The 22,870-nt window shown below is 47.5% G+C and carries 23 protein-coding genes and 1 tRNA gene; 22 read left to right on the top strand and 2 right to left on the bottom strand.

The window, feature by feature from the left end:
• Positions 1–94 precede the first annotated feature (94 nt).
• The 13 genes from SPI9445_RS0106665 to SPI9445_RS0106600 all read left to right on the top strand — a co-directional run bounded on the left by SPI9445_RS0106665 (position 95) and on the right by SPI9445_RS0106600 (position 10,238).
• Positions 95–1,483 carry a DUF3370 domain-containing protein gene (locus SPI9445_RS0106665; protein ID WP_017303957.1) on the top strand — a complete coding sequence of 463 codons (1,389 nt, stop codon included), beginning with the start codon at positions 95–97 and terminating at the stop codon, positions 1,481–1,483.
• Between the two features lie 263 nt (positions 1,484–1,746).
• Complete coding sequence (locus SPI9445_RS0106660) at positions 1,747–2,325, top strand: Uma2 family endonuclease (RefSeq protein WP_017303956.1); 579 nt, start codon at positions 1,747–1,749, stop codon at positions 2,323–2,325.
• 168 nt (positions 2,326–2,493) lie between these two features.
• Positions 2,494–3,105 (top strand): Uma2 family endonuclease, encoded by a 612-nt coding sequence (locus SPI9445_RS0106655; protein WP_017303955.1) that lies wholly within the window; start codon positions 2,494–2,496, stop codon positions 3,103–3,105.
• Between the two features lie 92 nt (positions 3,106–3,197).
• Positions 3,198–3,464, top strand: a complete 267-nt coding sequence (locus SPI9445_RS24600) for a hypothetical protein (RefSeq protein ID WP_017303954.1) — start codon at positions 3,198–3,200, stop codon at positions 3,462–3,464.
• Between the two features lie 47 nt (positions 3,465–3,511).
• A complete protein-coding gene (locus tag SPI9445_RS26915; RefSeq protein ID WP_017303953.1) occupies positions 3,512–3,820 on the top strand; it encodes an element excision factor XisH family protein in 309 nt (102 codons plus the stop codon).
• 95 nt (positions 3,821–3,915) lie between these two features.
• Complete coding sequence (locus SPI9445_RS0106640; RefSeq protein ID WP_017303952.1) at positions 3,916–4,242, top strand: element excision factor XisI family protein; 327 nt, start codon at positions 3,916–3,918, stop codon at positions 4,240–4,242.
• Positions 4,243–4,335: 93 nt separating this feature from the next.
• Entirely contained in the window at positions 4,336–4,548 is a 213-nt protein-coding gene (locus tag SPI9445_RS0106635; protein WP_017303951.1) for a DUF2283 domain-containing protein, read from the top strand.
• Positions 4,549–4,607: 59 nt separating this feature from the next.
• Complete coding sequence (locus SPI9445_RS0106630) at positions 4,608–4,865, top strand: hypothetical protein (RefSeq protein ID WP_017303950.1); 258 nt, start codon at positions 4,608–4,610, stop codon at positions 4,863–4,865.
• Positions 4,865–5,257 carry a type II toxin-antitoxin system VapC family toxin gene (locus SPI9445_RS0106625; RefSeq protein WP_017303949.1) on the top strand — a complete coding sequence of 131 codons (393 nt, stop codon included), beginning with the start codon at positions 4,865–4,867 and terminating at the stop codon, positions 5,255–5,257. Before SPI9445_RS0106630 ends, SPI9445_RS0106625 begins: the two co-directional genes overlap by 1 nt.
• Positions 5,258–5,317: 60 nt before the next feature.
• Complete coding sequence (locus SPI9445_RS0106620; protein WP_017303948.1) at positions 5,318–5,572, top strand: type II toxin-antitoxin system Phd/YefM family antitoxin; 255 nt, start codon at positions 5,318–5,320, stop codon at positions 5,570–5,572.
• A 386-nt stretch (positions 5,573–5,958) separates the two neighbouring features.
• Positions 5,959–6,894: a LysR family transcriptional regulator gene (locus SPI9445_RS0106610; RefSeq protein ID WP_026079584.1), complete on the top strand. Its 936-nt coding sequence runs from the start codon at positions 5,959–5,961 to the stop codon at positions 6,892–6,894.
• A gap of 116 nt (positions 6,895–7,010) precedes the next feature.
• Positions 7,011–9,182, top strand: a complete 2,172-nt coding sequence (gene dnaK, locus SPI9445_RS0106605) for a molecular chaperone DnaK (RefSeq protein WP_026079583.1) — start codon at positions 7,011–7,013, stop codon at positions 9,180–9,182.
• Positions 9,183–9,254: 72 nt separating this feature from the next.
• Entirely contained in the window at positions 9,255–10,238 is a 984-nt protein-coding gene (locus SPI9445_RS0106600; RefSeq protein ID WP_017303944.1) for a DnaJ C-terminal domain-containing protein, read from the top strand.
• A gap of 18 nt (positions 10,239–10,256) precedes the next feature.
• On the opposite strand, the gene SPI9445_RS0106595 is transcribed toward SPI9445_RS0106600, so the two are convergent.
• Entirely contained in the window at positions 10,257–10,838 is a 582-nt protein-coding gene (locus tag SPI9445_RS0106595) for a cytochrome b (protein ID WP_017303943.1), read from the bottom strand.
• Positions 10,839–11,200: 362 nt separating this feature from the next.
• Here SPI9445_RS0106595 and trmL point away from each other — a divergent pair, with 362 nt between their 5' ends.
• The 4 genes from trmL to SPI9445_RS0106570 all read left to right on the top strand — a co-directional run bounded on the left by trmL (position 11,201) and on the right by SPI9445_RS0106570 (position 16,163).
• Positions 11,201–11,689 carry a tRNA (uridine(34)/cytosine(34)/5-carboxymethylaminomethyluridine(34)-2'-O)-methyltransferase TrmL gene (gene trmL, locus SPI9445_RS0106590; protein WP_017303942.1) on the top strand — a complete coding sequence of 163 codons (489 nt, stop codon included), beginning with the start codon at positions 11,201–11,203 and terminating at the stop codon, positions 11,687–11,689.
• A gap of 760 nt (positions 11,690–12,449) precedes the next feature.
• Positions 12,450–14,582 carry a peptidoglycan DD-metalloendopeptidase family protein gene (locus tag SPI9445_RS27375; RefSeq protein ID WP_017303940.1) on the top strand — a complete coding sequence of 711 codons (2,133 nt, stop codon included), beginning with the start codon at positions 12,450–12,452 and terminating at the stop codon, positions 14,580–14,582.
• A 323-nt stretch (positions 14,583–14,905) separates the two neighbouring features.
• Positions 14,906–14,979 (top strand) — tRNA-Met (locus SPI9445_RS0106575).
• A gap of 617 nt (positions 14,980–15,596) precedes the next feature.
• Entirely contained in the window at positions 15,597–16,163 is a 567-nt protein-coding gene (locus SPI9445_RS0106570; RefSeq protein ID WP_017303939.1) for a manganese efflux pump MntP, read from the top strand.
• Here the strand turns inward: SPI9445_RS0106570 and SPI9445_RS0106565 are convergent.
• The gene (locus SPI9445_RS0106565; RefSeq protein WP_017303938.1) at positions 16,142–16,819 is read right to left on the bottom strand and encodes a hypothetical protein; all 678 of its coding nucleotides are present in this window, start codon (positions 16,817–16,819) and stop codon (positions 16,142–16,144) included. The two genes, SPI9445_RS0106570 and SPI9445_RS0106565, sit on opposite strands and share 22 nt — an antisense overlap.
• 409 nt (positions 16,820–17,228) lie before the next feature.
• On the opposite strand from SPI9445_RS0106565, the gene SPI9445_RS0106560 reads away from it, so the two are divergent.
• The 5 genes from SPI9445_RS0106560 to SPI9445_RS0106540 all read left to right on the top strand — a co-directional run bounded on the left by SPI9445_RS0106560 (position 17,229) and on the right by SPI9445_RS0106540 (position 22,825).
• Entirely contained in the window at positions 17,229–17,804 is a 576-nt protein-coding gene (locus SPI9445_RS0106560; RefSeq protein ID WP_017303937.1) for a cell wall hydrolase, read from the top strand.
• 330 nt (positions 17,805–18,134) lie between these two features.
• Positions 18,135–19,691 (top strand): M16 family metallopeptidase, encoded by a 1,557-nt coding sequence (locus tag SPI9445_RS0106555; protein ID WP_026079581.1) that lies wholly within the window; start codon positions 18,135–18,137, stop codon positions 19,689–19,691.
• Between the two features lie 360 nt (positions 19,692–20,051).
• Positions 20,052–21,686: a CocE/NonD family hydrolase gene (locus tag SPI9445_RS0106550; protein ID WP_017303935.1), complete on the top strand. Its 1,635-nt coding sequence runs from the start codon at positions 20,052–20,054 to the stop codon at positions 21,684–21,686.
• 217 nt (positions 21,687–21,903) lie between these two features.
• Positions 21,904–22,266 (top strand): response regulator transcription factor, encoded by a 363-nt coding sequence (locus SPI9445_RS0106545; protein WP_017303934.1) that lies wholly within the window; start codon positions 21,904–21,906, stop codon positions 22,264–22,266.
• Positions 22,267–22,438: 172 nt separating this feature from the next.
• Complete coding sequence (locus tag SPI9445_RS0106540; protein WP_026079580.1) at positions 22,439–22,825, top strand: DUF3119 family protein; 387 nt, start codon at positions 22,439–22,441, stop codon at positions 22,823–22,825.
• Positions 22,826–22,870: the final 45 nt, after the last annotated feature.

The raw sequence follows: 22,870 nt of genomic DNA, 5'->3' as shown, positions 1-22,870 counted from the left end.
GGAATTTAACGTTGGTGAGAGAAAAACGGAAACTATTGACCAGAAACTGCATCATTAGATCATCGATCACCGATTCACCTTTTAATCAAGACCTATGTTCTCACTGTTACCCCTTCTATTTTTAGCCCAAACCCCCACCCCACCCCCGCCCCAAGAGATTGTACGCCCCCAAGAAGTGCGCCCCTTACCGGGAGAACTGGATCAAGTTCCGGTGTTTAATAGCAATAGTCCCGAATTGGTGCTAGAAAGTGGAATTTTGCTCTCCACCTTTCCCCCTGAAGAAAAAGCCCATCCCGAGGCTCATTTGAACTTTGGTTTTGAAGGGCGCTTTGATGTATTTGCCCACCATGTCGCCAAAGCACCCACCCCGGAAGACTTACGCACCCTGTATTTAGGCGTATTAGTCCACAATCCCGGCGATCGCCCCGTCATCCTGCGACTACGGCAAGCGGCCAGCTACCTCAGTCAACCCGATGCCCCCTTTATTAACCTCCCCCCCGTGCGAGAGAACCGTTTTGGGGAAGTGTATGCCGGCCCAGGCAGTCGGGTAATGAGTGATTTAGTGCGCGGCCGACGACAACGACAATTTCCCGCCCAAATCATCATCCCGGCCGGAGAAAGTCGAATGTTGATGAACCTCCCCATCCCCGTAAGAACCCTAGAACCCCCCTTAAATGGACGGTCGAGTTATTTTCGCTTAGAAAGTACCGGGAAAGTCTACGTCGCTAGTTTGGCGCAATTTGCCCCCACCGATGAACAGGGAGAGGAACGTTCTCCCACCTTAGAAGAGTGGCAAGAATTGTTAGTCAATGGACAGTTAGCCACACCTCGCGATCGCACCCCCACCCCCCCCGACTCCACCGAAGGCAGTTTTATCTATGGTCGCGTGGCCGGAGTCGCCCAAGGTTCCCAATGGCAAGCCCGACTAACCGATCCTGACCGGGATTATCTAACCATTCCCCAAGTCGGTCAAGCCTTCTCCTACGGCATCAGTACCTTAGATCGAGGCACCCTCGGCACCGGACAAATTCAAAGCGCCCCCATGTTAGTCCGTTATCCCGACACAGCCTATAAAGCCCATGGCAACTACGGCATCGAATACCGTTTAACCTTACCCCTCCATAACCCCTCCGACCAACCCAAAACCGTCACCATCACCCTAGAAACTCCCATCAAACAAAATGAATTAGACGGGGGACTGCGCTTTTTTGACCCCCTCCCCACCGCCACCTTTTTCCGGGGAACCGTCCAAGTGCAATATCCCGACTCAACAGGGAATTTCCAAACCCGTCATTTCCACCTCGTCCAGCGTCGTGGACAGCAGGGAGTGCCGTTAGTCACCCTGAATTTAGACCCCCAAGAAACCAAAACCGTTGGCTTTAATTTCCTCTATCCCCCCGATGCAACGCCCCCCCAAGTGGTCACGGTGCAAACGTTACCTGCTAGGGGAACAGGGAACGGGGAACAGGGAACAGGGGAATAGTGGGTAGTGAATAGCCGAAACTCTTTTATTTTAGGGAACAGGGAACAGGGAACAGGGAACAGGGGGGAGAGTTCCCGGATTCCCGACTCCCGACTCCCGACTCCCGACTCCCTAGGGCGCAAGCATTGCGCCCCTACACCGATTCCCAACTCCCCGTTCCCTGTTCCCTCAATCCCTAACTTTGGGTCTTAACTTGTCAAAATTGGGGGAGGGGTTTCCTCAAAATTGCTGTACCTGTGTTCACTTAACATCAAAGATAAACTATGGCTGTCATCATTAAGCAACCCTCAATCACCATTGAAGACTATCTAAAACAAGAGGAAAAAGCAATTGATAAAAGTGAATGGATTCGAGGAGAAATCATTAAAATGGCGGGTGCTTCAGCTAATCATAATCGGTTAACCTTAAACTTAAGTCGTTTACTTCCCTTACAAAGGGGAGAGCAAAATTATGAAATTTTTGTCAGTGACATGAGGCTATGGATTGGGGAATCTCAGAGCTACGTTTACCCCGATGTGATGGTGATTGAAGGAGAACCTGAATTTACCGACAATCAACAAATGGCCGTAACCAATCCTTGTTTCATCGCAGAAGTATTATCCCCTTCTACTGCCGGATTTGATAAAAGTCAAAAATTTACCCTCTATCGTTCCCTTCCCCAATTACAAGAGTATTTGTTGATTGACCAAAAATCCCATCGAGTCGAACTTTACAGAAAAGTCGGTGAGCGTCAATGGTTATTTACCGAATTTATCGGCAAAGATGCCATTGTGGAACTAGAAATAATTAACCTTCAGCTTCATCTCTCAGACCTTTACAAACGGGTTAAATTTGATGAATAAACTATGGCGTTAATCCACCAGATGAAGATTTGCGTAGACTCCCTCAGACCGGATAATGATGATATGGGGGGCCTGACGGACTATTTACTCACATAATCAGTCTTAACCTGCGGAATGTGACTTATAAGGTTTAAACTGGTATTACAACTTGTAGAATGGGAGATTCTCATGATTGTAGCGAGAGAACAGGAGTCGTACTTTACCCCTGAAGAGTATTTTGCTTGGGAAGCAAAGCAGCTAGAAAAGCATGAGCTAATTGATGGGCGGGTTTATGCGATGAGTGGGGGGACAAAAAATCATAGTGATATTGCAGGAAACTTTTTAACGATTATTAAGCCTCATTTGCGGGGAAGTGGTTGTAAAACATACAATTCTGACTGTCGTGTGAATATTCTCAATACTTGCAACTATACCTATCCGGATCTGAGTGTTACTTGTGATCAGAGAGATAATTCTACCACTCAGTATATCACTTATCCTTGCTTGATTGTGGAGGTTTTATCCCCCCGTACAGAGGCCTATGATTTTCCTTCGGAAACGCTACGCGAACGTGGCAAGAAGTTTGAAAGATATCGCCGTAATCCGAATTTAGTGGATTATGTGTTGGCGAGTTCTGAGGAGATGGCGATTGATATTTACCATAAAAATGAGGCGGGGGATTGGTTGCTTCTCAGCTATCGGGGGGGCGATCGCGTCGAGTTAGCCAGTATTAATTTTAGTGGGGCGATCGAGGAATTTTATGAAGAGATTGTTTTTGAGCCATTACCTGATCCAGTCTAGGGTTGATAGGTTGAACCGGGTTTCTGGGAGGGGGGTAGTTCAACCTTGAAAGGAGCTTTAAATGAAAAAGCAATACTTAGGAGATTAGAGCAATGTCTACATTAGATCAGGAAGAGCGGGATTTGTTAGCATCTGTAGAAGGTGGGGAGTGGCGGTCTATTCCAAATTCCAGAGAGGCAATACAACGCTATCAAATCTATGCTCAACAACAACTTAATCTTTGGGCTGAGGTGAACGATGAGCTATCTGAGCAAGATATGAAACGGCTGGATTCTTTGGCTCAAAAGATGAGAACCTCTGTTCCTCAGTTGATGGTCGGTATTATTCGTCAATATCTGGAACGCCAGTTTACTCCATAATGAATGGATGGGATTATTGATGAGATGAATGAGGCGTTAGCGGCGTAATGTCAAGGCGAGATAGTTTACATTTTTCCCTCCGCAATACTCTAGAAGCAGATGGATGGACAATCACAGATGATCCGTTAGTTTTGGTCTTAGAGCAAACCCTTTTAAAGGCTGATTTAGGAGCCGAAAAGTTTTTTACAGCGCAGAAGGCTAATCGCAAAATTGCTGTTGAGGTAAAGGATTTTGATACTTCTTCCCCAATTAGTGAACTAGAGAAAACGATGGGACAATTACAACTTTACCAGTGGGCATTGGGGGAACAAGAACCTGATCGCCAGTTATTCCTGGCAGTGAGTCAAGAAGTTTAAATCAACCATTTTCAAAAGCCCATTTTTCAGTTAGTCCTTCAGCGTAATAAAATTAACTTATTAGTTTACGAACCACTTCAGGAGGTTATTGTGCAATGGATCACGCCTTAAGGTTAAGCTATGCTGACATTCTCAAGAAGACTGTGCAAATTGCTACAGTGGATCAACCACGTCTCCAAGCGATTAGGCTTTATCCTGTTTGTGATCTTGAGTCGGGTCACTTTCTGGTTTTGGCGACGGGGTGGGATAAACAGCGATGGATGGATACGATTTTATTTCATGCCCGTTTGGTCGGTAATCAGGTTGTGATTGAGGAGGATAATTTTGAGGAAGGTCTAACCCAGGTGCTGATTGCTGAAGGCATTGATAAGGCGGATATTGTGAATAATCGCCAACCTAGCCCTCTATCTTCAAAATTATAATGTTGTTGTTGCTTATTGGGAGGTTAGTCAATTAGACGGATTCGTTTTAACGGCTTATCTCACTGGTCATTCATCACAACGGAGGAACGTTCTATGGAAGCGCTAAAAATCTTACAGAGATCCGATCATGCCAATTGGGACTATCACCAAGAAGCAGATGTTTTATATTTGTCGTTAGGGACTGCGCGCCCTGCTGTTGGGGTGGATATTGGCGATGGAATAGTCTTGCGGTATGACGAAGAAACTCAGGAGGTGGTTGGGATAACGGTCATTGGTTTGAGGGCTAAATTGGCTCAATCTGTGTAACTGCAATCTGGCGATAGGATGGATGGGATTATTGATGAGATGAATGAGGTGTTAGCGGCATGATGAGTACAGCAGACCAAATCTATGAACTGGTAAAATCTATGCCTGAGCAAAAATCTCAGATGGTTTTGGTATTTGCCCAGTTTGTCCAGAATCAGGAAGAGCAGATCGATGGTCTATCTAGTATGACGACAATTGAAGATATGCAATCCTGGCGACAATTGGTTGGCGAGTTGGCGGGGGCTTGGCCAGATTTTCCAACGGCTGAAGAGTTACGAGGGGTTTTAACTCAAGATGTAGGAAGGGAGACTTTGTAATGTATGTCTTGGACACTAATATAGTGATCTATTATTTCAAGGGTATTGGGCAAGTCAAAACCCATCTAGAAAATACATTAGCTAGTGAAATTGCAATTCCAACGATTGTCCTTTTTGAGCTTTATGTTGGGCTGGAAAAATCTACCGAGGCTGATAAGCGTCGTGAGCAACTCAATGTTTTACTTAGTCGTGTCAATGTGCTACCTTTCACCCATCAGGTGGCTAAAGTTGCCGCCAATATTCGGGCTAAGTTAGAGCAAAGAGGACAGCCTATTGGCCCTTTCGATGTCCTAATTGCAGGAACCGCTTTAACACAGCAGGCAACACTGGTAACGCACAATACGCGGGAATTTCAAAGAGTTGAGGGATTGTTGATAGTGGATTGGTACTAAAGCCGCCATCGATGAAGTTGATCTACAATCTAGACAGACTAGCTGTTTAGGAGGTTGAAGATGAGTGGTACTTGGCAACTACAGGAAGCAAAAAACAAACTGATTGAAGTTGTTGAAGCGACCTTAACTGATGGCCCTCAAGTGATCACACGACGCGGCACTGAAACAGCGATTGTGCTTTCCTGTGCTGATTATCGTAAACTACTCCTAACGCAAAAGAAACTCTCGGATTTTTTCAAGGAATCTCCCCTAGTTGGTATGGAACTAGACCTCACCCTTGATGCAGGTCCTGATCGCGGTGAGCTAGTTTTATGAAATATTTACTCGATACTAATGTTATTTCAGAACTGGTTGCCAAACGCCCCAATCCGCAAGTTATTCAATGGATTGATCAACTTGAGGAAGGAGGTTACATGAATGACATCTAAGAAGATTTCCAGAAATATTGCTTTTGTCAAAGTCTGTCAAATCCGTATAGAATTGAGGAGTGGGTTTAACTTGTCAGCCTTGGGGGGATGGGACTAGGTGAATCTCTCTTAGGATACTGGGGTATGATGGAGAAATAATCCATAATGGGGGGGACATCTCTGGGAATCAGGGGGAAACGCCTATCCCACCGTTAGCCAAAGCGGGTCTTGCAGATGTCTTGTGATTACGATTTTTGACTCCTTTCTGTGGATTGTTGATGCCCTGACTTAACGATTATGCAAGCTACTCTTCATCAACTCCGAGTGTTTCAAGCGGTTGCTCATCATGGTAGCTTTACCCGTGCGGCTGAAGAACTACTGATTACTCAGCCGACAGTATCTAGTCAGATTAAACAATTGAGCCATCATGTGGGTTTACCTTTATTTGAACAAATTGGCAAGCAATTGTATTTAACACAAGCGGGAGAAGCGTTGTTAGCCACGTGCAATGATGTTTTTGAGCGCCTCGAACAGTTTGAAATGACAGTGGCTGATTTACAAGGCATTAAGCGGGGGCGTTTGCGTTTGGGGGTGGTGACGACGGCGAAATATTTTGTCCCTCGGGTGTTGGGGTCTTTTTGCCAACGGTATCCTGATGTGGATATTGCGCTACAAGTGACGAATCACCAGAAATTAGTTCGCCGAATGCAGGAGAATCTGGATGATCTTTATATTCTCAGTCAGCCTCCGACGGATCTTGATTTAAATACTCATCCTGTTCTAGAAAATCCTTTAGTGGTGATTGCCCATCGTGATCATCCTCTGGCGAAAAAATCCCATATTGCCTTGAAACAACTTCAGAATGTGCCGTTTATTATGCGGGAGTCTGGGTCGGGAACTCGTCGTGCGATTCAACAGTTGTTTAATCAATATAAGATTAATGTACAAGTGCGTTTAGAGTTGGGGAGTAATGAAGCGATTAAGCAGGCGATCGCAGGAGGTCTAGGAATTTCCATTCTGTCTCAGCATACCCTGAACACAGAAGGCGATCGCAGTGAGTTGGCCATCCTCAATGTCCAACACTTCCCCATCCAAACTCATTGGTATGCCAGCTATTTACGCGGGAAACAGCTATCGGTCATTGCTCAGACCTTTTTAGACTATTTACTGGCAGAAAGCCCTAAAATTGCCCTACCCGATAGCCTTGAGCAACGAAGGAAGTCGGCGTGATCCCACTCTCCCTTGCAGTCTCTTTTTTCTCTTTGCTCTCCCCTCTTGAGTTAAACATCTGGCAAGATACAATGAGAACAGCGACTTAACATTTATTAAGGATATTGACAGCACGCATGGGTAGAGTAGTTGGCATAGACTTGGGGACAACAAACTCGGTAGTTGCCGTAATGGACGGCATGAAACCGATCGTGATCGCCAATTCCGAAGGAATGCGAACCACCCCCTCCGTTGTTGGTTTTAATAAGGATGGGGATTTACTGGTCGGGCAAATGGCACGCAGGCAAGCCGTCTTAAACCCCCAAAACACCTTTTATGCTGTCAAACGCTTTATCGGTCGCAAATATGCCGAATTAAACCCTGAATCCAAACGGGTGGCCTATACGGTGCGTCGAGATGAACAAGGGAACATTAAAATCCCCTGTCCGCGCCAAGAAAAGAATTTTTCCCCAGAAGAAGTGTCGGCCTTTATTCTCCGTCGTCTGGCCGAAGAGGCGGAACGCTATTTAGGGGAATCGGTGACGGGGGCGGTGATTACGGTGCCGGCCTATTTTAACGACTCCCAACGGCAAGCCACACGGGACGCGGGGCGGATTGCGGGGTTGGAAGTGTTACGGATTATTAATGAGCCGACGGCGGCCTCGTTGGCCTATGGTTTAGACCGCCAACAAAATCAGACGATTATGGTGTTTGATTTGGGGGGCGGCACCTTTGATGTGTCTATTTTAGAAGTGGGCGATGGGGTGTTTGAGGTGCGTTCCACCAGTGGGGACACCCAGTTAGGGGGGAATGACTTTGACCGGAAAATTGTAGACTGGCTAGCGGAGAAGTTTCTAGAGGTCGAGGGCATTGATTTACGACGAAGCGATCGCCAAGCCCTCCAAAGATTAACCGAAGCCGCCGAAAAAGCCAAAATAGAACTCTCTGGAGTTGCCAGCACAGAAATTAACTTACCCTTCATCACCGCCACCGAAGACGGCCCCAAACACATTGAAACTAGCCTATCTCGCCCAGAATTTGAGTTTCTCTGTGAAGACTTACTCGCCCGTCTCCGTCGTCCGGTGAAACGCGCCTTCAAAGATGCGGGACTCACCCCCATGCAAATTGATGAGGTGGTCTTAGTGGGCGGTTCCACCCGGATTCCCATGGTGCAGAATTTAGTCCGCAATCTAATCAATCGGGAACCCAACCAAAATGTTAACCCCGATGAAGTGGTAGCCGTCGGTGCGGCGATTCAGGCGGGAATTTTAGCTGGGAATGTGAAAGACATCCTCTTACTCGATGTTACCCCCCTCTCACTAGGCTTAGAAACCGTTAGTGGGGTGATGAAAAAATTAATCCCCCGCAATACCACCATCCCCGTCCGTCGTTCCGATATCTTCTCCACCGGGGAAAACAATCAAACCATGGTAGAAGTCCATATCCTGCAAGGGGAACGGGAAATGGCACGGGATAACAAATCCTTGGGACGCTTTAAGTTAAGCGGAATTCCCCCGGCCCCTCGCGGCATTCCTCAGATTCAGGTCGCCTTTGATATTGATGCCAACGGTATCCTACAGGTGACAGCAATGGATAAAACCACCGGACGAGAACAGAGTATTGTCGTACAAGGGGCTTCTACCTTAAGTCAGACCGAAGTAGACGAGATGATTGAGGAAGCCGAACGCTTCGCCCAGTTAGACCGGGAACGACGGGAACGGGTGGAAAAACGCAATCGGGCGAAAGCCTTAGTGGATCAGTCTCAACGGCGTTTAAAAGAGGTGGCGCTAGATTTTGGTACCCAATTCGCCAGTTACTACCGCCGTCAAATTGACTCCCTGATTCGGGAGTTAGAGGAAAGCCTGCAACGGGAGGACGAACGGGGGATAGACCGGGCGGCTGCCGATTTACAAGATGCCCTCTATGAACTGAATCGGGAGGTACGCCTTCAGTATGCGGCCGAGGAGGATGATGATTTCTTTGGCTCCATTAAGCGCACCTTTTCGGGAGATAAAAAACGAGATGAACGGGGGTCATCCTATTATGATTATGACCCCTACAATAGTCCGGGACGGGGGGCAGAACCGCCCGCCTATGGCTCATCAGGTCGGGGAGACTACGGTCGTTATGAAGCCCGCCCCTATGAACAACCTCGGACCGAACAAGGACGCTATGAGGCTCGACCCTATGAGCGGGGGCGGCCGGAACGAGATCCCTATAATGACCGGGCGAATAATCGGGGAGAGCGCCGTCCCACTCGTCCCGTTTATGAAAATAACTGGGATGAAGATGATGATGATTGGTTCTAAATTCTGTCCTAGGGGACAGATGTAAGCTGGCTCGCTGTTCCCCTTGTCCTATGCCCTGTTCCCGATGCACTTATGGAAAATTTTCGCAATTATTACGACATTTTAGAAGTTGCCCCTAATGCCCCTAATGGGGATATTAAGCAGTCCTTTCGCCGACTCGCCCGACGCTACCATCCTGACTTGAATCCGGGGGATAAAAGCGCGGAGGAGAAGTTTAAGGCGATTAACGAGGCCTATGAGGTCTTGTCTGATGAAAATCGGCGATCGCAATATGACCAATTCAGTCGTTTTTGGCAGCAAAGCGGCTTTAAGCGCAAAGGGAAAACCACCGTCCGACGCAACGGCAAAACCCCCAGTCCTGACCTAGACCCCCAAGATTACCCCGACTTTAATCGGTTTGTCGAAGAACTCCTCAAACGTCAGGAAAAAGCCCGGTCTGCCCCCCGCACTAGCACCCGTGTAAACCCCAAAGACCCCGACGCTTTCCGCCCCGGCCGCACCAAAACCGAGTATTCCGTAGGTCGAACCGCCGTCAAAGACCGCCCCCGAGACGTAGAAGCCCGTTTGACCCTCCCCCTCGAAAAAGCCTATCGGGGAGGACGGGAACGCATTCGTTTAGAAGATGGCCGCTCCCTAGAAGTGGATATGCCCCCCGGAATGTTAGACGGTCAGAAAATCCGTCTGAAAGGTCAAGGTATTCAAGGGGGCAACTTGTATCTAAAAATCTCCATTGAACCCCATCCCCGTTTTGAACTCCAAGGCCCCGACATCTTCTGTCGCGTCCCTGTCACCCCCACCGAGGCCGTATTAGGGGGCATGGTGGAAGTTCCCACCTTGGATGGTTTAGTCAAGATGAATGTCCCCAGTGGCGTGCGTTCCGGTCAACTTCTGCGTCTCGCCCAAAAAGGATTCCCCACGGAAAATCAAGGTCGGGGAGATCAATTAGTCGAAATTGAGGTAGTCATTCCCAAAACCATCACCCCCGAAGAAAAAGAACTCTATGAGAAGTTACGAGGGATTGAGTCCTTTAAACCCCGTCGGGAATGGGTTGATTAGGGGGGCAAGCTAACCTGCTCAATCTAGGTTTTTCTGGTCTTTGGTCAGAAAACTGCGAAAACGGCGGAGATTAGCCCGGACAACCTTCCATTGATCAAGGCTATGTAAGACAATAAAGGCCAGAAACGTATAACTCAGCCAGAAATGCAAATTACGGGCTAATCCCACGGCGCTGGAATCCACCGGGAAGATATCCGGTAAGGGTAGCCCAAATAATTGGACATTATTACTGCGGAAAGAGTTGGAGAGGAAATAGCCCGTAATCGGAACCGCCCACATAAATAGATGAAGTGACGTATGCAAAATTACCGTTTTAAACCAAGGAAGCGTCAGTTTAGGGAATCGTCGGGTGTATTTCTTCCACCACACCTGCAAGAGGGTTAAAATCCGCCAAGTTAACAAGGCCATGGTTAACACGCCCATTGATTTATGGACGCTATACATGGGGCTGCGAATATCGAAATTTGCGGGTAATTGCACCATGATCATCCCTAGGGAGAAAATAATTACATAGCAGGCGACCATCCACCAGTGGACGGTCATGAGATGTTTAAAGGCAGAGTTTTTTCTCGATTTTGCGATGGGATTCGGTACATCCATGTCCTGAGTGTCCTCCTATTGACTCGTTGAAAAGCAAGGCTAGTCAGCCTTGACGGAGATTTTTCCTCTTCTGTGATCGTGAGCGTTTTAGATTTTCTTCACAATTTGGCCTTATTCTATCTTGCTCTTTTCTGATCCTGCCTCTCCTAGTTGTCTGAATCCCCTCTTTCCGCTTTAACCCAACTCCCGATTCAAGGATTAACCGCTCACCCAATTGATCGGTTCTGTTTACAATAGTTAATAAAAACTAATCAATGGAGGGGCATTCTGTGATATCAGAAAAATGTATAGGTCATGTCTCCCCCCAGCCCGAACGCCCCCAAACTGTCGTACCCTATAGGACATTTCCCCATTCTCTAGCTATGCCCAATGTCGTCCTCGTTTATCCTCAAATTCCCCCGAATACAGGTAATATTGCCCGAACTTGTGCCGCCACGGGAACGCCTCTCCACCTCGTCGCGCCGTTAGGATTTGAAATTAGCGATCGCCATCTCAAACGCGCTGGTCTGGATTATTGGCCTCACGTTGATTTGCACTATCACGAAAACTGGGAAGCCTTCCTCAGCTATCACCAAACTCGCACCGGGCGCTTACTGGGTTTTTCCGTCCGTGGTAGCCAGAGCTATGTACAATACACCTTTCAAGAAGACGACTGGCTAATGTTTGGCAGCGAAACCCAAGGTTTGCCCCCCGAGATTTTGCAGCAATGCACCAGCACCCTCTATATTCCCATGACCGAAACAGGAGTACGCAGTCTGAATTTATCCGTCAGTGCCGCCGTCGCCCTTTTTGAAGCGCGGCGACAACTCGGCCACCTAGAAACCCCCCGCATCTCTTGCCCGAAAGACTAGATTTTTTAAGGCTTCTAGCCTTCCCTTTCTCCCCTGCTCTTTGCACCTAACTACAGAGAATGTGTCCCTCAAGGGGAGTTAAGTTATCCAAGTTACAAAATCAGAGAAACCTGATAAGAAATTTCTATCATCACGGACATCTCTTTAGGAGTCATCACCTACCCCTTTTTTTATAGTTCAAAAAAACTATTTTTAAAATATAGAACCGTGGGAAAGCATTTAAAACCCTCAGTTTGCAGCTTTTTCTACCATCAACATTTACCCCTTTCTTGATTGTTTCTGCTTATCGTTGCCATCAGGGATCAAGAAATTCAGTATTACCCTCCCCTCTCAAAACAGTGCTACAATCTCACTCCATAATCTCCGATTGAGTTTGTCAGTCATTCCGGAAGCCCACATTCTGTAGTCGTATGTTATTCCAAGAGTTGCACCTGATCCTAAACCGCACACAGATCCCAAATCTCAGGCCTACCAAAGTTTTGGGGCTGGGTTTTTTGGCTGGCTGTTTGCAGGTTAATCCTGATCAATCTGAGCAACTCAATCAGGGAATTTCACTCTCAAATCAACTTTTTTTTCCGATTGACTTGTCTAAATTGGAAAAGCAGAGTAATCTTACCTAGGTTACTCACTGTGAGTTTACTGTCAGTGATTGTCGTCACTTGCGATAATGCGTTCAGTTACAAAACCCAAATCATGGAGTAACATCAAACGCAGATTAATCTAGACAGTCAATCGCTTATTACACACTAGGAGGTCGTTGTTGAAACGCTCACTCACACAAAACAAAACTATTCCTCCCTGCCTAGCAGACTCCCCTGAGACCCTGACCAACCCCTCGGCAAAGGAAGAGACAACTTCTAAACTGAACAACGATGTCGCCCGTCGCGCTCGTGCCACGGTGTTAGGAATTGCTGCCCTCTCCGCAGGTGTTTTCTTCCCCAGCCAAGGTGAAGAAGCCCTTGCCGCAGAATCTTCCCTGAATACCCTGCCCATTACCACCAAAGCCCCAACGAACTCCGACACAGAAGATGCTGTCTCCGTTGTAGCTGCCAACAGTGTAGTGGTTCAGGAATCCGTCACCGCCAATACTACTCCGGCTGTGATTACCCCGGCTTTAATCAAACACCGGGTTAAGGATGGCGATACCCTTTGGGACATCTCTCAAGACTACGGTCTCACCCCCGAAGCGATCGCCGCTTCCAACGCCATCCAATCTGAATCGGTTCTCGCCATTGGTCAAACGCTGAAAATCCCCACCGTGAACGGGATTGCTGCCAGCGAAGATGACCGACCTGCCGAAACTCTTGTTGCCCGTCATCAACCTGATGCCAGTGCTTTGGTTTCCTCCACTCCCGAATCTGTCTCAGAAGATTCTGTGGTAGTCCCAGGAACCCTTGATCATCTCCTCAACCCGCGTCAGGATGCGTCCGAACTCGACTTAATCTCTCCTCAAGTAGCAACAGAGGAACAAGCAGCACCCCTTGAGTCTTTATCCGTTGGTGAAGCGGTAGCCTCTCCCACAACCCCTACCCTTTCCAGCGACACCAACACTAGAACCCGTGAGGGGGATGTTCCCAGAATCATCGCCTCCTCTTCTTCAGAATCTGCATCTACTTTTTCCTTTAACACCGAGGCCTTCACCCAAACAGAACGCCCGGCAGAAGATTCCGTAGTCATTCCCGAAACCGTTGTAGAAACAACGGCAGAAGAACCCGTCGCCCAAAATCCCGAATCCGTGATTGTGGCGGCAACTCAAGTCGGTGGTTCTACAACCTCCCGTGATTCTGTCTTTGTCCCCCCTACAGCCGTTACGGGTTCTGTCTACCTTGTACAACCCGGTGACACCTTAGATGTCATTGCCAACCGCTACGGTGTATCTCGCGCCGAATTAATGCAGGCCAACAACATCCGTAATCCTCATAACCTGCAAATTAATCAGGAACTGCGGATTCCTCGCTCCGAAATGGTGCGCACCTTAGTGAGTCAAACCCCAACGGTCATTTATAACGGTGGGGAAGAAACGAGTGATTCAGAATCCACTCTTGTGGCTCAAACACCTGCCGCAACCGTGGCTTCTAACCTCGAAGATCCGGCTAACCCCTATGTAGAGCGGATGGCCAACGAAATTCGCCGGATGCGGGAAGAGTATCGCGCTCAACGCGATCGCCAAACCTCCAGCGACTATACCGAAAGCTCTCATGAGTCTAGCCCTCAAGTGGCAGCAACTCCTGAACCCGCTCCGGTTAACCCCGAATGGCAGCGTCAACGCACCCAAGCCAGCACCAGTTCAGTTCCATCCACCACCGTTGTAGCTGAAGAAGTCCGTCAACCTCAATTAACCCGGACTACCGTACAGCGTCCCAATCCTCAGCCTAGTGTTGTGGCCGCCGCACCCGCTCCGGTACAAGGCTACAACCGTTTATTACAACTGCCCTCGGGTCAAGCCGTTGAACCTCAACTGCCCCCCTTACAGGATCGGGATCAATACTTGCCTGAACGGCCTCCCGAATTCAACGGCTACATCTGGCCGGCTCGCGGTGTCCTGACTTCCGGTTATGGTCCTCGTTGGGGACGGATGCACCGAGGCATTGATATTGCCGCACCCACCGGAACCCCCATCTATGCCGCCGCCGCCGGAGAAGTCATTACCGCAGGTTGGAACTCTGGCGGTTATGGAAACTTAGTCGATATTCGCCACCCCGACGGCAGCATGACCCGTTATGCTCACAACAGCCGCCTGTTAGTGCGTCCCGGTCAGCGCGTAGAGCAAGGTCAGAAAATTGCCCTGATGGGTAGCACAGGCTTTAGCACCGGGCCTCACCTGCACTTTGAAGTCCACCCAGCTGGACGCGGTGCTGTGAATCCTATGGCGTTCTTACCGAGAAATCGTTAGAAATTGCCTGCGGTTTACCGATACGATCCTGTTGAGTTTCCCCGTTCAATGCTGAGGCATTGAACGGGGCTTTTCCTTGCCAGAGGATACCCCAGCCCAAAGAATAGAACCCCTAGGTTGCGCGATCCGTAGGTTAGGCACAGGGAAAGCGCAACCCAACAAACCAATCACAGCGCCCGTAGGTTGAGTGAAGCAACAACACAACCCAACAACTCACGAAATTAGGGACAGGAGAAATCTAAACCCCGCCCAATTTTCCAAAAAATTTAGTAGAGTTTTTGAAAATTCTGTGTTAGGATTAATAACTGCGAGTGAAATTTTACGGCTCGGTAGCTCAGTTGGTTAGAGCAGGGGACTCATAAGCCCAAGGTCGGCAGTTCAAATCTGCCCCGAGCCATTTTTAACAAAAATGTTGGTTGCGGAATTCCCCTTCCTCGCTTGCAGGGAGGGGATGGATAGCAACCCAGCAATATACTGAGCGACAGCGAATCCATGCTAAGATAAATACATCTTGACCACTAACTCCCAAAGCGAAAACCAAGCTAAAAAGGGCTGTGTTGCAAGAGAAAATTTGGGTCTTAGGAACTAGGACTTCTGCCTGGGGAGGGAAGATAAGACTCGCTATACTTCGGTATGGAAAGCACTTCCCATTGAATCAGGAAGCTCCATCCTCGCGCCTAGGCAGGGTGGGGTAGTTCACGTTTGAAGATTGAAGTACCCCAACGTCTTGCGTTGGGGATTCTTGTTTCTTTCAGGTTGCCTCATAAGGAAACCTAGCCACCAGAAACCCGGTTTCCGGCGCAATCGTGATTAATCCCGGTACCCATCAGAGTTTTGGCCTAGATACATCCAGTTAGGGAACATCACATTCTGCGAACGATTCTAAAACAATAGAACTCAGAAAATAATCCGCCATTGAAAAGATTTATGTAAGGTTTTGATGAAGTATACGGAATCATGGCTGAGTTTCTGAAGAAATAAGTACCTTGAATCGCTGACCCGAGAGGAGTGATTATGACTCTGACCACCCTAGGACTCATTTCATTAGGACTAGCTTCTGATACCTTCGCCGTATCTGTATCTAGTGGTTTACAAGTCCCTCACCTCAACTGGCAGCAAGCCATCAGGATGGCCTTCTGTTTTGGACTGTTTCAAGTCTTCATGCCCTTAGTGGGCTGGGGAATTGGTCAACATTTAGGGGTTGATTTAACCGTCATTAGTGGACAACTCACGGGGATTTTATTAGCCTTTTTAGGGGCAAAAAGTCTTTACGATGGGATAGTTTCTAATGCGGCACAACCCGAAAATTTATCCTTGGATGGTTTCACCCTGTTAGGGTTAGCCTTTGTGTTGAGTTTAGATAGTTTAGGGGTGGGAGTTGGATTAGCCGGAGTAGAAATGGGGATTGTTCAGTTAATGACGATTCTTGGCTTAGTAACTGTGGCTTTCTCCTTACTGGGGTTATGGGTTGGCCATCATTTTGGGGCGATTTTTCAAGGTCAGTTTAAGGTCTTAGGTGGCATTTTATTGGTCGGGATTGGGGGGCAGATTTTACTCCCTCATTGTCCCTTGCCTTTCTGATTTTTGCGTGGTTTTCCCTCCCAGTACATGGCACGAGCAAGGGGCGTTTTACTGAACTTAAATTGACAGGAGATGGGATGTAGACTGGTATTGTGAACCCCTACCGTCGGTTGGCTAAATTCAAGGATTAAACGCAGGGTGACGCGATCGCCCTTTTTCGCCGCCTTTAATAACCCATCTGCCTTAAATAACGGCTTCGCAAGCTCTAAACTACCATCTCCTTTGGGTTTTAAACAGGGTTCAGCCGTGATTTTTTCCTTCAAGGTTTGTCCAGGTGCCACCAATCCGAACACTTGAGGCTGAGAAAGATCCACCTTCATCCCCGGCACCATCCGGATCACCCGTCGCGACTCCCCCTTGAGATCATTAAGCGTGCTACGCTCCCAATTGATAAACAGCGTCTCCTTCGGACACTTGTTTTTAATCGTGAGTGCGATCGCCTTTAACTGTTCCGGTTTATACAAATCGTCAAATTTAGACTCAATTTCCACCAAATCCTCTAAATTTTGCCCTTCCAAATCCCTTTTTAACGCCTCTTGATCTAACTTCACCGAAACAAACTCATCCAGATCCACCCACATCTGATAAAACACAAACGCCAAGACAATCCCATAAACAGCCAGAACTAAAATATTTTGTTGAACCGGATTTAGCATAGTTATTTAAACAATAATCACCCAAAAACAAGTAACTTTAACGCTTCCAACCTTTAATTAATTCTTCCGAAAAATTTTAGATTTTTTCAAAAAATATAAATTTTTGTAAACTATATAAAAACAATTAAGAAACCGCTAAATTTATAAGTAAATTTAGTACAATTGCTGATAGGGTAACAAAATAATCTATATCGTGCGCCATAGCAAACTGTACGAAACCCTTAGCCTTTGAGTAAACCCATAAAGTACTTATTGGCCAAAACATAGATGCTACTAAATAGCAAAAATCATGCTATTTCTTTAATTGTATTTCCATCATGGTATGTGTAGCTTGGGGACAGCGAAGCGCAACACCCAAAAAGCATAACCTTAGTAAAAATGACAATCAGATCAATAAGGATGACGATCAATGCTCACTCACTATAGAGTAAAAACCGGAGACAGTTTATCTAAAATTGCGCGAGACTATGGGTTATCCTTACCCAGTTTACTCGCCCTGAATCCCCAGATTAGGAACCCCCATATTATTCAAGTTGATGATGTCATTCATCTACCCTCACTGTATACTAGCAGCCTATCGAGTAACAGAGATGACCTTGATATTATAGCAAGAACCATCTTTGGGGAAGCGCGAGGAGAGTCCGAATTAGGACAAATAGGGGTCGGTTGGGTTATTATAAACCGAGTCGGGGAAAAAACATGGTATGGTCGCACCGTGAAAGAAGTTTGTTTAAAACCTTGGCAATTTTCCTGTTGGAACCCTAATGATGCCAACAATAGCATTATTAAATCTGTAGAAGAAGGAAATACACTTTTTAATCAATGTCGAGAAAATGCCAAAAAAGTGTTAACAGCATCCGTCCCTGATCCCACAGGGGGAGCCACTCATTATCATGCTAATTATATTGCGCGTCCCACTTGGACCCGAGGGGCTACCTTCACCGTGCAAATTGGCAAACATTTATTCTATAAAAACGTAGATTAGTCCGTTTTTATAGAATATAGCAAGCCTCAATCAATTATGAAATGCGATCACATAACCCTGGATTTTTGAATTAGAGGCTCAAAGCTCTTCCCCTACTGACTTCTGAGTTTCTGAACTCCTGCATTCTTCCTCCAAAAGAGATTCACAACCCAGATAGACCCGCTATAAATGGCTCAAGAAAACGCGGTAGGGGGAATTCATGATTTCCCCTACACCCTCCCTATTCCCCACACCCCACAGGGGGAAAAAGCCAAGGAGTTTGGCGAGTCCTTCCTATTCCGCCTAAGATGGGAAAGAACAAACCATCGTCTAACTCTGCGTTTAACACCAATGGAGCGTCAACAAACAGCATCCCGTCCTGTGCAGTGGTTAAAAGTTCTGTCTGGACTCTTTGCCCTACTGATCATCTGGACTGGCACCATAACCCCGGCTTTGGCTCAAAACCAAGCCCAATCCATTCAACCCTATCTAGATCGGGTGCTTAACCAAGTGACGGAATTTAGCCTTGAAAATGGCATGAAATTCATCGTCCTAGAACGTCATGATGCCCCAGTCGTCTCCTTTGTAACCTATGCCGATGTGGGCAGTACCGATGAACCCGAAGGCAAAACAGGTCTTGCTCATTACCTTGAACACCTAGCCTTCAAAGGCACAAAACGCATCGGCACCCGAGACTATGAAAAAGAAGCGGTTTTATTAGATCAGCTAGATGACTTGTTTGAACAACTCAAAACCGCTAAAGCAGCAGGAGAGACAGAAAAAGTCGCTCAACTGCAAGCAGATTTTGATCAAATTCATGCTCAAGCCAAAGATGTAGCGATTCAAAACCAATTCGGGCAGATTGTAGAAAAAGAGGGAGGAGTGGGTTTAAATGCAGCCACTTCTGCGGACTATACGGTATATTTCTACAGCTTCCCCTCGAATAAATTAGAACTTTGGATGTCCTTAGAATCCGAACGCTTCTTAGAACCTGTTTTTCGGGAATTTTTTGAAGAAAAAGAAGTCATCTTAGAAGAACGCCGTTTAGGGGTTGATAATTCCCCCATTGGTCAAATGGTGGAAGCCTTTTTAGGGGAAGCATTTACCACCCATCCTTATCAACATCCTGTCATTGGCTATGAAGACGATTTACGCGATATGAGACGGGATGATATTCAAGCGTTTTTTGATCTGTACTATGTCCCCAATAATCTCACGGTGGCCATTGTGGGCGATGTCAACCCGAATCAGGTGCAACAGTTGGCAGAGGTTTATTTTGGGCGTTATCCAAACCAACCACAACCGCCTGAAATGACCTTAGTTGAACCTCCCCAACAGGAAACCCGGGAAGTCACCCTCACCTTAGAATCCCAACCTTGGTATTTAGAAGGGTTTCACCGTCCGGCGATTACAGACCGAGATCATGCCGTCTATCAAATTATGACTAGCATCCTCAGTGATGGTCGAACCTCTCGGCTTTATCGCTCCTTGGTAGAAGAGAAACAAGTGGCTTTAAATGCCCAAGGATTTAATGGTTTTCCGGGGGATAAATACCCCAATTTGCTGCTATTTTATGCCCTAACTGCGCCCGATCATACCGTCGAGGATGTAGCGACAGCTTTAGAAGTAGAAATTGAACGAATGAAACGAGAACCTGTGACACAACAGGAATTAGATCGGGCGAAAACCCAAGCCCGGGCGGGTTTATTGCGCAGTCTAGATTCCAATATGGGAATGGCACAATTGTTAGTCAGTTATCAGGTGAAAACAGGAAACTGGCGGAATTTATTTCAACAAATCGAGCGCATTTCGGCTGTGACGGCGGCAGATGTGCAACGAGTGGCGCGTAAAACGTTTACGGCGAATAATAAAACTATTGGTCGTTTGTTGAGCGCGAACAATAATTGAAACTTGCCCTAATTGGATGAGGGTGTGCAGTCGAGAAACACTGAGGATTGAACTTAATCGTCTCGCTGGCGCACCCTAACAAAGTTCTAGCTAGGGTCTGCTGAATATCCATCTAATCAGTGTTAGTAGGGCTTTTGGCGGTTTAGGAGCGAGAAACTGCAAGGTGTTAGGGATAAATCATCAAAAAAGCTTGCCTTTTTCCTATTCCCCCTGTTCCTTCCCGTTCCCTGTTTTCCACCCGGAGCAGAGTTATTCAGCAAGCTCTAGCTAGTTCAATTTTGGTTAGACTAGATACAAACCCGCTCCAATCCTTTCCTCTCACGCTCAAAACCCTTGAAGATTATCCAGAAAACTGTTTCTATGTACACCCGGGATGGCATTTGCTTAGATGCAGATGTCTATACTCCTGATGAGTCCGGGGAGTTTCCTGTGTTGTTGATGCGACAACCCTATGGTCGAAAAATTGCCTCAACGGTGGTTTATGCTCATCCCCGTTGGTATGCAGCCCGGGGCTATATTGTGGCCATTCAAGATGTGCGGGGTCGGGGAACTTCAGAGGGGGAGTTTGAGCTATTCACCCGGGAGGGAGAAGATGGCGAAGATGCGGTTAACTGGGCGGCACAGTTGCCCCAGAGTTCTGGTGTGGTGGGGATGTATGGGTTCTCCTATCAGGGGATGACCCAACTCTATGCGGCGCAACATCAACCCCCTGCCCTGAAAGCGCTGTGTCCGGCGATGTTGGCCTATGATCTCTATCAGGATTGGGCTTATGAAAATGGGGCGTTTTGTTTACAGGGGAATCTGGGCTGGGCGGTACAGTTGGCGGCGGAAACGGCTCGCTTAAAAGGGGATGCCACGGCCTATAAAGTCCTCTACAGTGCCTCCGGTGACCTCCCTTTTTATGACTCTTCTCCCCGTTTTAAGGAGAGTTTGAATAAATACGCGCCCAGTAATTTCTATCAGCAATGGTTACATCACCCCAACCCCCAAGACCCCTACTGGCAACAATTCACTCCGGATTTAAGCCGGGTGGATTTGCCGATGTTCCACATCGGGGGCTGGTTTGACTCTTACCTGCGCGGCACTTTGCGCTTATATCGCTACAGTCTGACCCACTGCAAGGCTGCCCAACGGTTGCTCATTGGGCCTTGGGGACATCTCCCTTGGTGTCGCCGTGTGGGGGCTTTAGACTATGGTGCAGAGGCGGCCAGTCCGGTGGATGAGCTACAAATCCGTTGGTTTGACTATCACCTCAAAGGTCGAGATACTGGAGAGCTAGCACAGCCTCCGGTGCGTCTGTTTATTATGGGGCGCAACCAATGGCAAGATTTTGAGCAGCTGCCGCAACTTTCCCCCCAAGTGTACTATTGCCACAGCAATGGTTTAGCTAACCTGCGGGAGGATGGGGGGCAACTCCTGACTACGCCCCCGGATACTCTTCAACAGGATAGCCTTGTTCATGACCCTTGGCGACCTGTTCCGGCGCTGGGGGGTCATGCTGCTAGTCCGGCGGGGTCTTTTGAACGGAGCGCTCTTGACGGTCGTAGTGATGTGATTACCTATACGACTCCTCCTCTCTCCCAAGGGTGTCACATTGTTGGTGAGGGACGGGTCTTGATTTACTGGGAAACGGATGGGGAAAGCTTTGATTTGTGTGCTATTTTATCCGAGGTGCGACCGGATGGAACTGTGTATAATATCACCCAAGGCTATAAACGCATAACTCAGCCTGCGGCCAGTCCTCTGGAAATTCCCCTACAGGAGACGGCCTGTTTTGTGCCGGAGGGTTATGGTTTGCGTTTAAGTATCAGTGGGGCTTGTTTCCCGGCCTATCCGGTTAATAGTGGTCAAGGAGAAGGGAGAGGAATCCCGGAGTTCATGGATGGGCAGATTATTACATTACATATTTTATCCGGTTTGGATACCCCCTCACGGGTTATATTGCCTTTAGCTCATCGTCGGGAAGCCCCGCACTGGGGGTCAAGCTGCCTGTAGAGGAAGAGGTTATCGGGGATGTCCCTAAAAAGATATCTAGAGCCTCCCGTAGAAGCACCGAAAGCCTCATAGTGATATGGGGAAGCCCGCACCGTACCCCTAGGGTCGGTGTCGAGAGGATGTCACAAAGTGGATGAAGCTGCAACGGTAGAATTCTAGTCCCTTTTGCTGGATGATGTCATGCTCTGTTTTTTATCGTTAGGAAACTGTTGTTTTTATGAAGATGGCGCTTATTGTTGAAGATGGTGTGACAGATCGGGAGTTTTTAACCCGTCAACTACAAGAATCGGGGTTAACGGTCATGACGGCTGGAAGTGTAGAAGAAGCGCAAGGAAAATTAGGTCAAAGTAAACCGGATATTATTTTCTTGGATGTGATTCTACCGGGTCAAAGTGGTTTTGAGTTTTGTCGTTTTTTAAAAAGTAGTCCCGACACGAAACAAATTCCGGTTGTCATTTGTTCGACTAAGGGGACGGATGTTGATAAAACATGGGGGACGATGTTGGGGGCGGATGATTATTTAATTAAGCCTGTGGATCCTGATGCGTTGAAAAAAACCTTGAGTCGATTGAGATTTTAGTTTAAGGGTTGCGCTTGAATATTGAGGCTCTCTGACCCAACTAAAGTTATAGTGGGGGCGTTCTGGGTCGATTTCAGGTAGAATACAGGGGAGATGGTGAACCTGATGGCACTGTCTCGACTCTTTGATGTTCAAAACCATCGGGGACGGAGTTGCAAACCCAATTGTTCTGATGAGTAATACCGGATCTACTGTTGTTCGTGACAATACAATTGAACTATCACCGAGTTATCGTTTACCGTTGTTTTTGTTGGTGGGGGCAATCCCGTTATTTTGGCTGCAAGTTTGGCTAGGGGGGGCGATCGCACTTTTCGCCGTTTTCCTCTCCATTCAAACGGCGACGCTGCGTTTAGTCTTTACAGAAACGGCGCTGGATGTGTACCGGGGCAAGACTCTAATCCGTCATTTTCCCTATGAAGATTGGCAAAACTGGCGCGTTTTTTGGCCGGGTGTTCCGATTTTGTTTTATTTCAAAGAGGTGAAAAGCATTCACTTTTTGCCGATTATTTTTGATCCTGAAGCCCTAAAAGATTGTCTCCAACCCCTACCCCGCATCTGATGAGGGCTGGCTGAGAATGTCTGCCTGTGTGGGGGGGCAAGAGGC

This window comes from Spirulina subsalsa PCC 9445, assembly GCF_000314005.1.
Classification (GTDB): domain Bacteria; phylum Cyanobacteriota; class Cyanobacteriia; order Cyanobacteriales; family Spirulinaceae; genus Spirulina_A; species Spirulina_A subsalsa.
The sequence above is the reverse complement of the archived record's forward strand: the minus strand, read 5'-3'. Positions and strand labels throughout refer to the sequence as shown.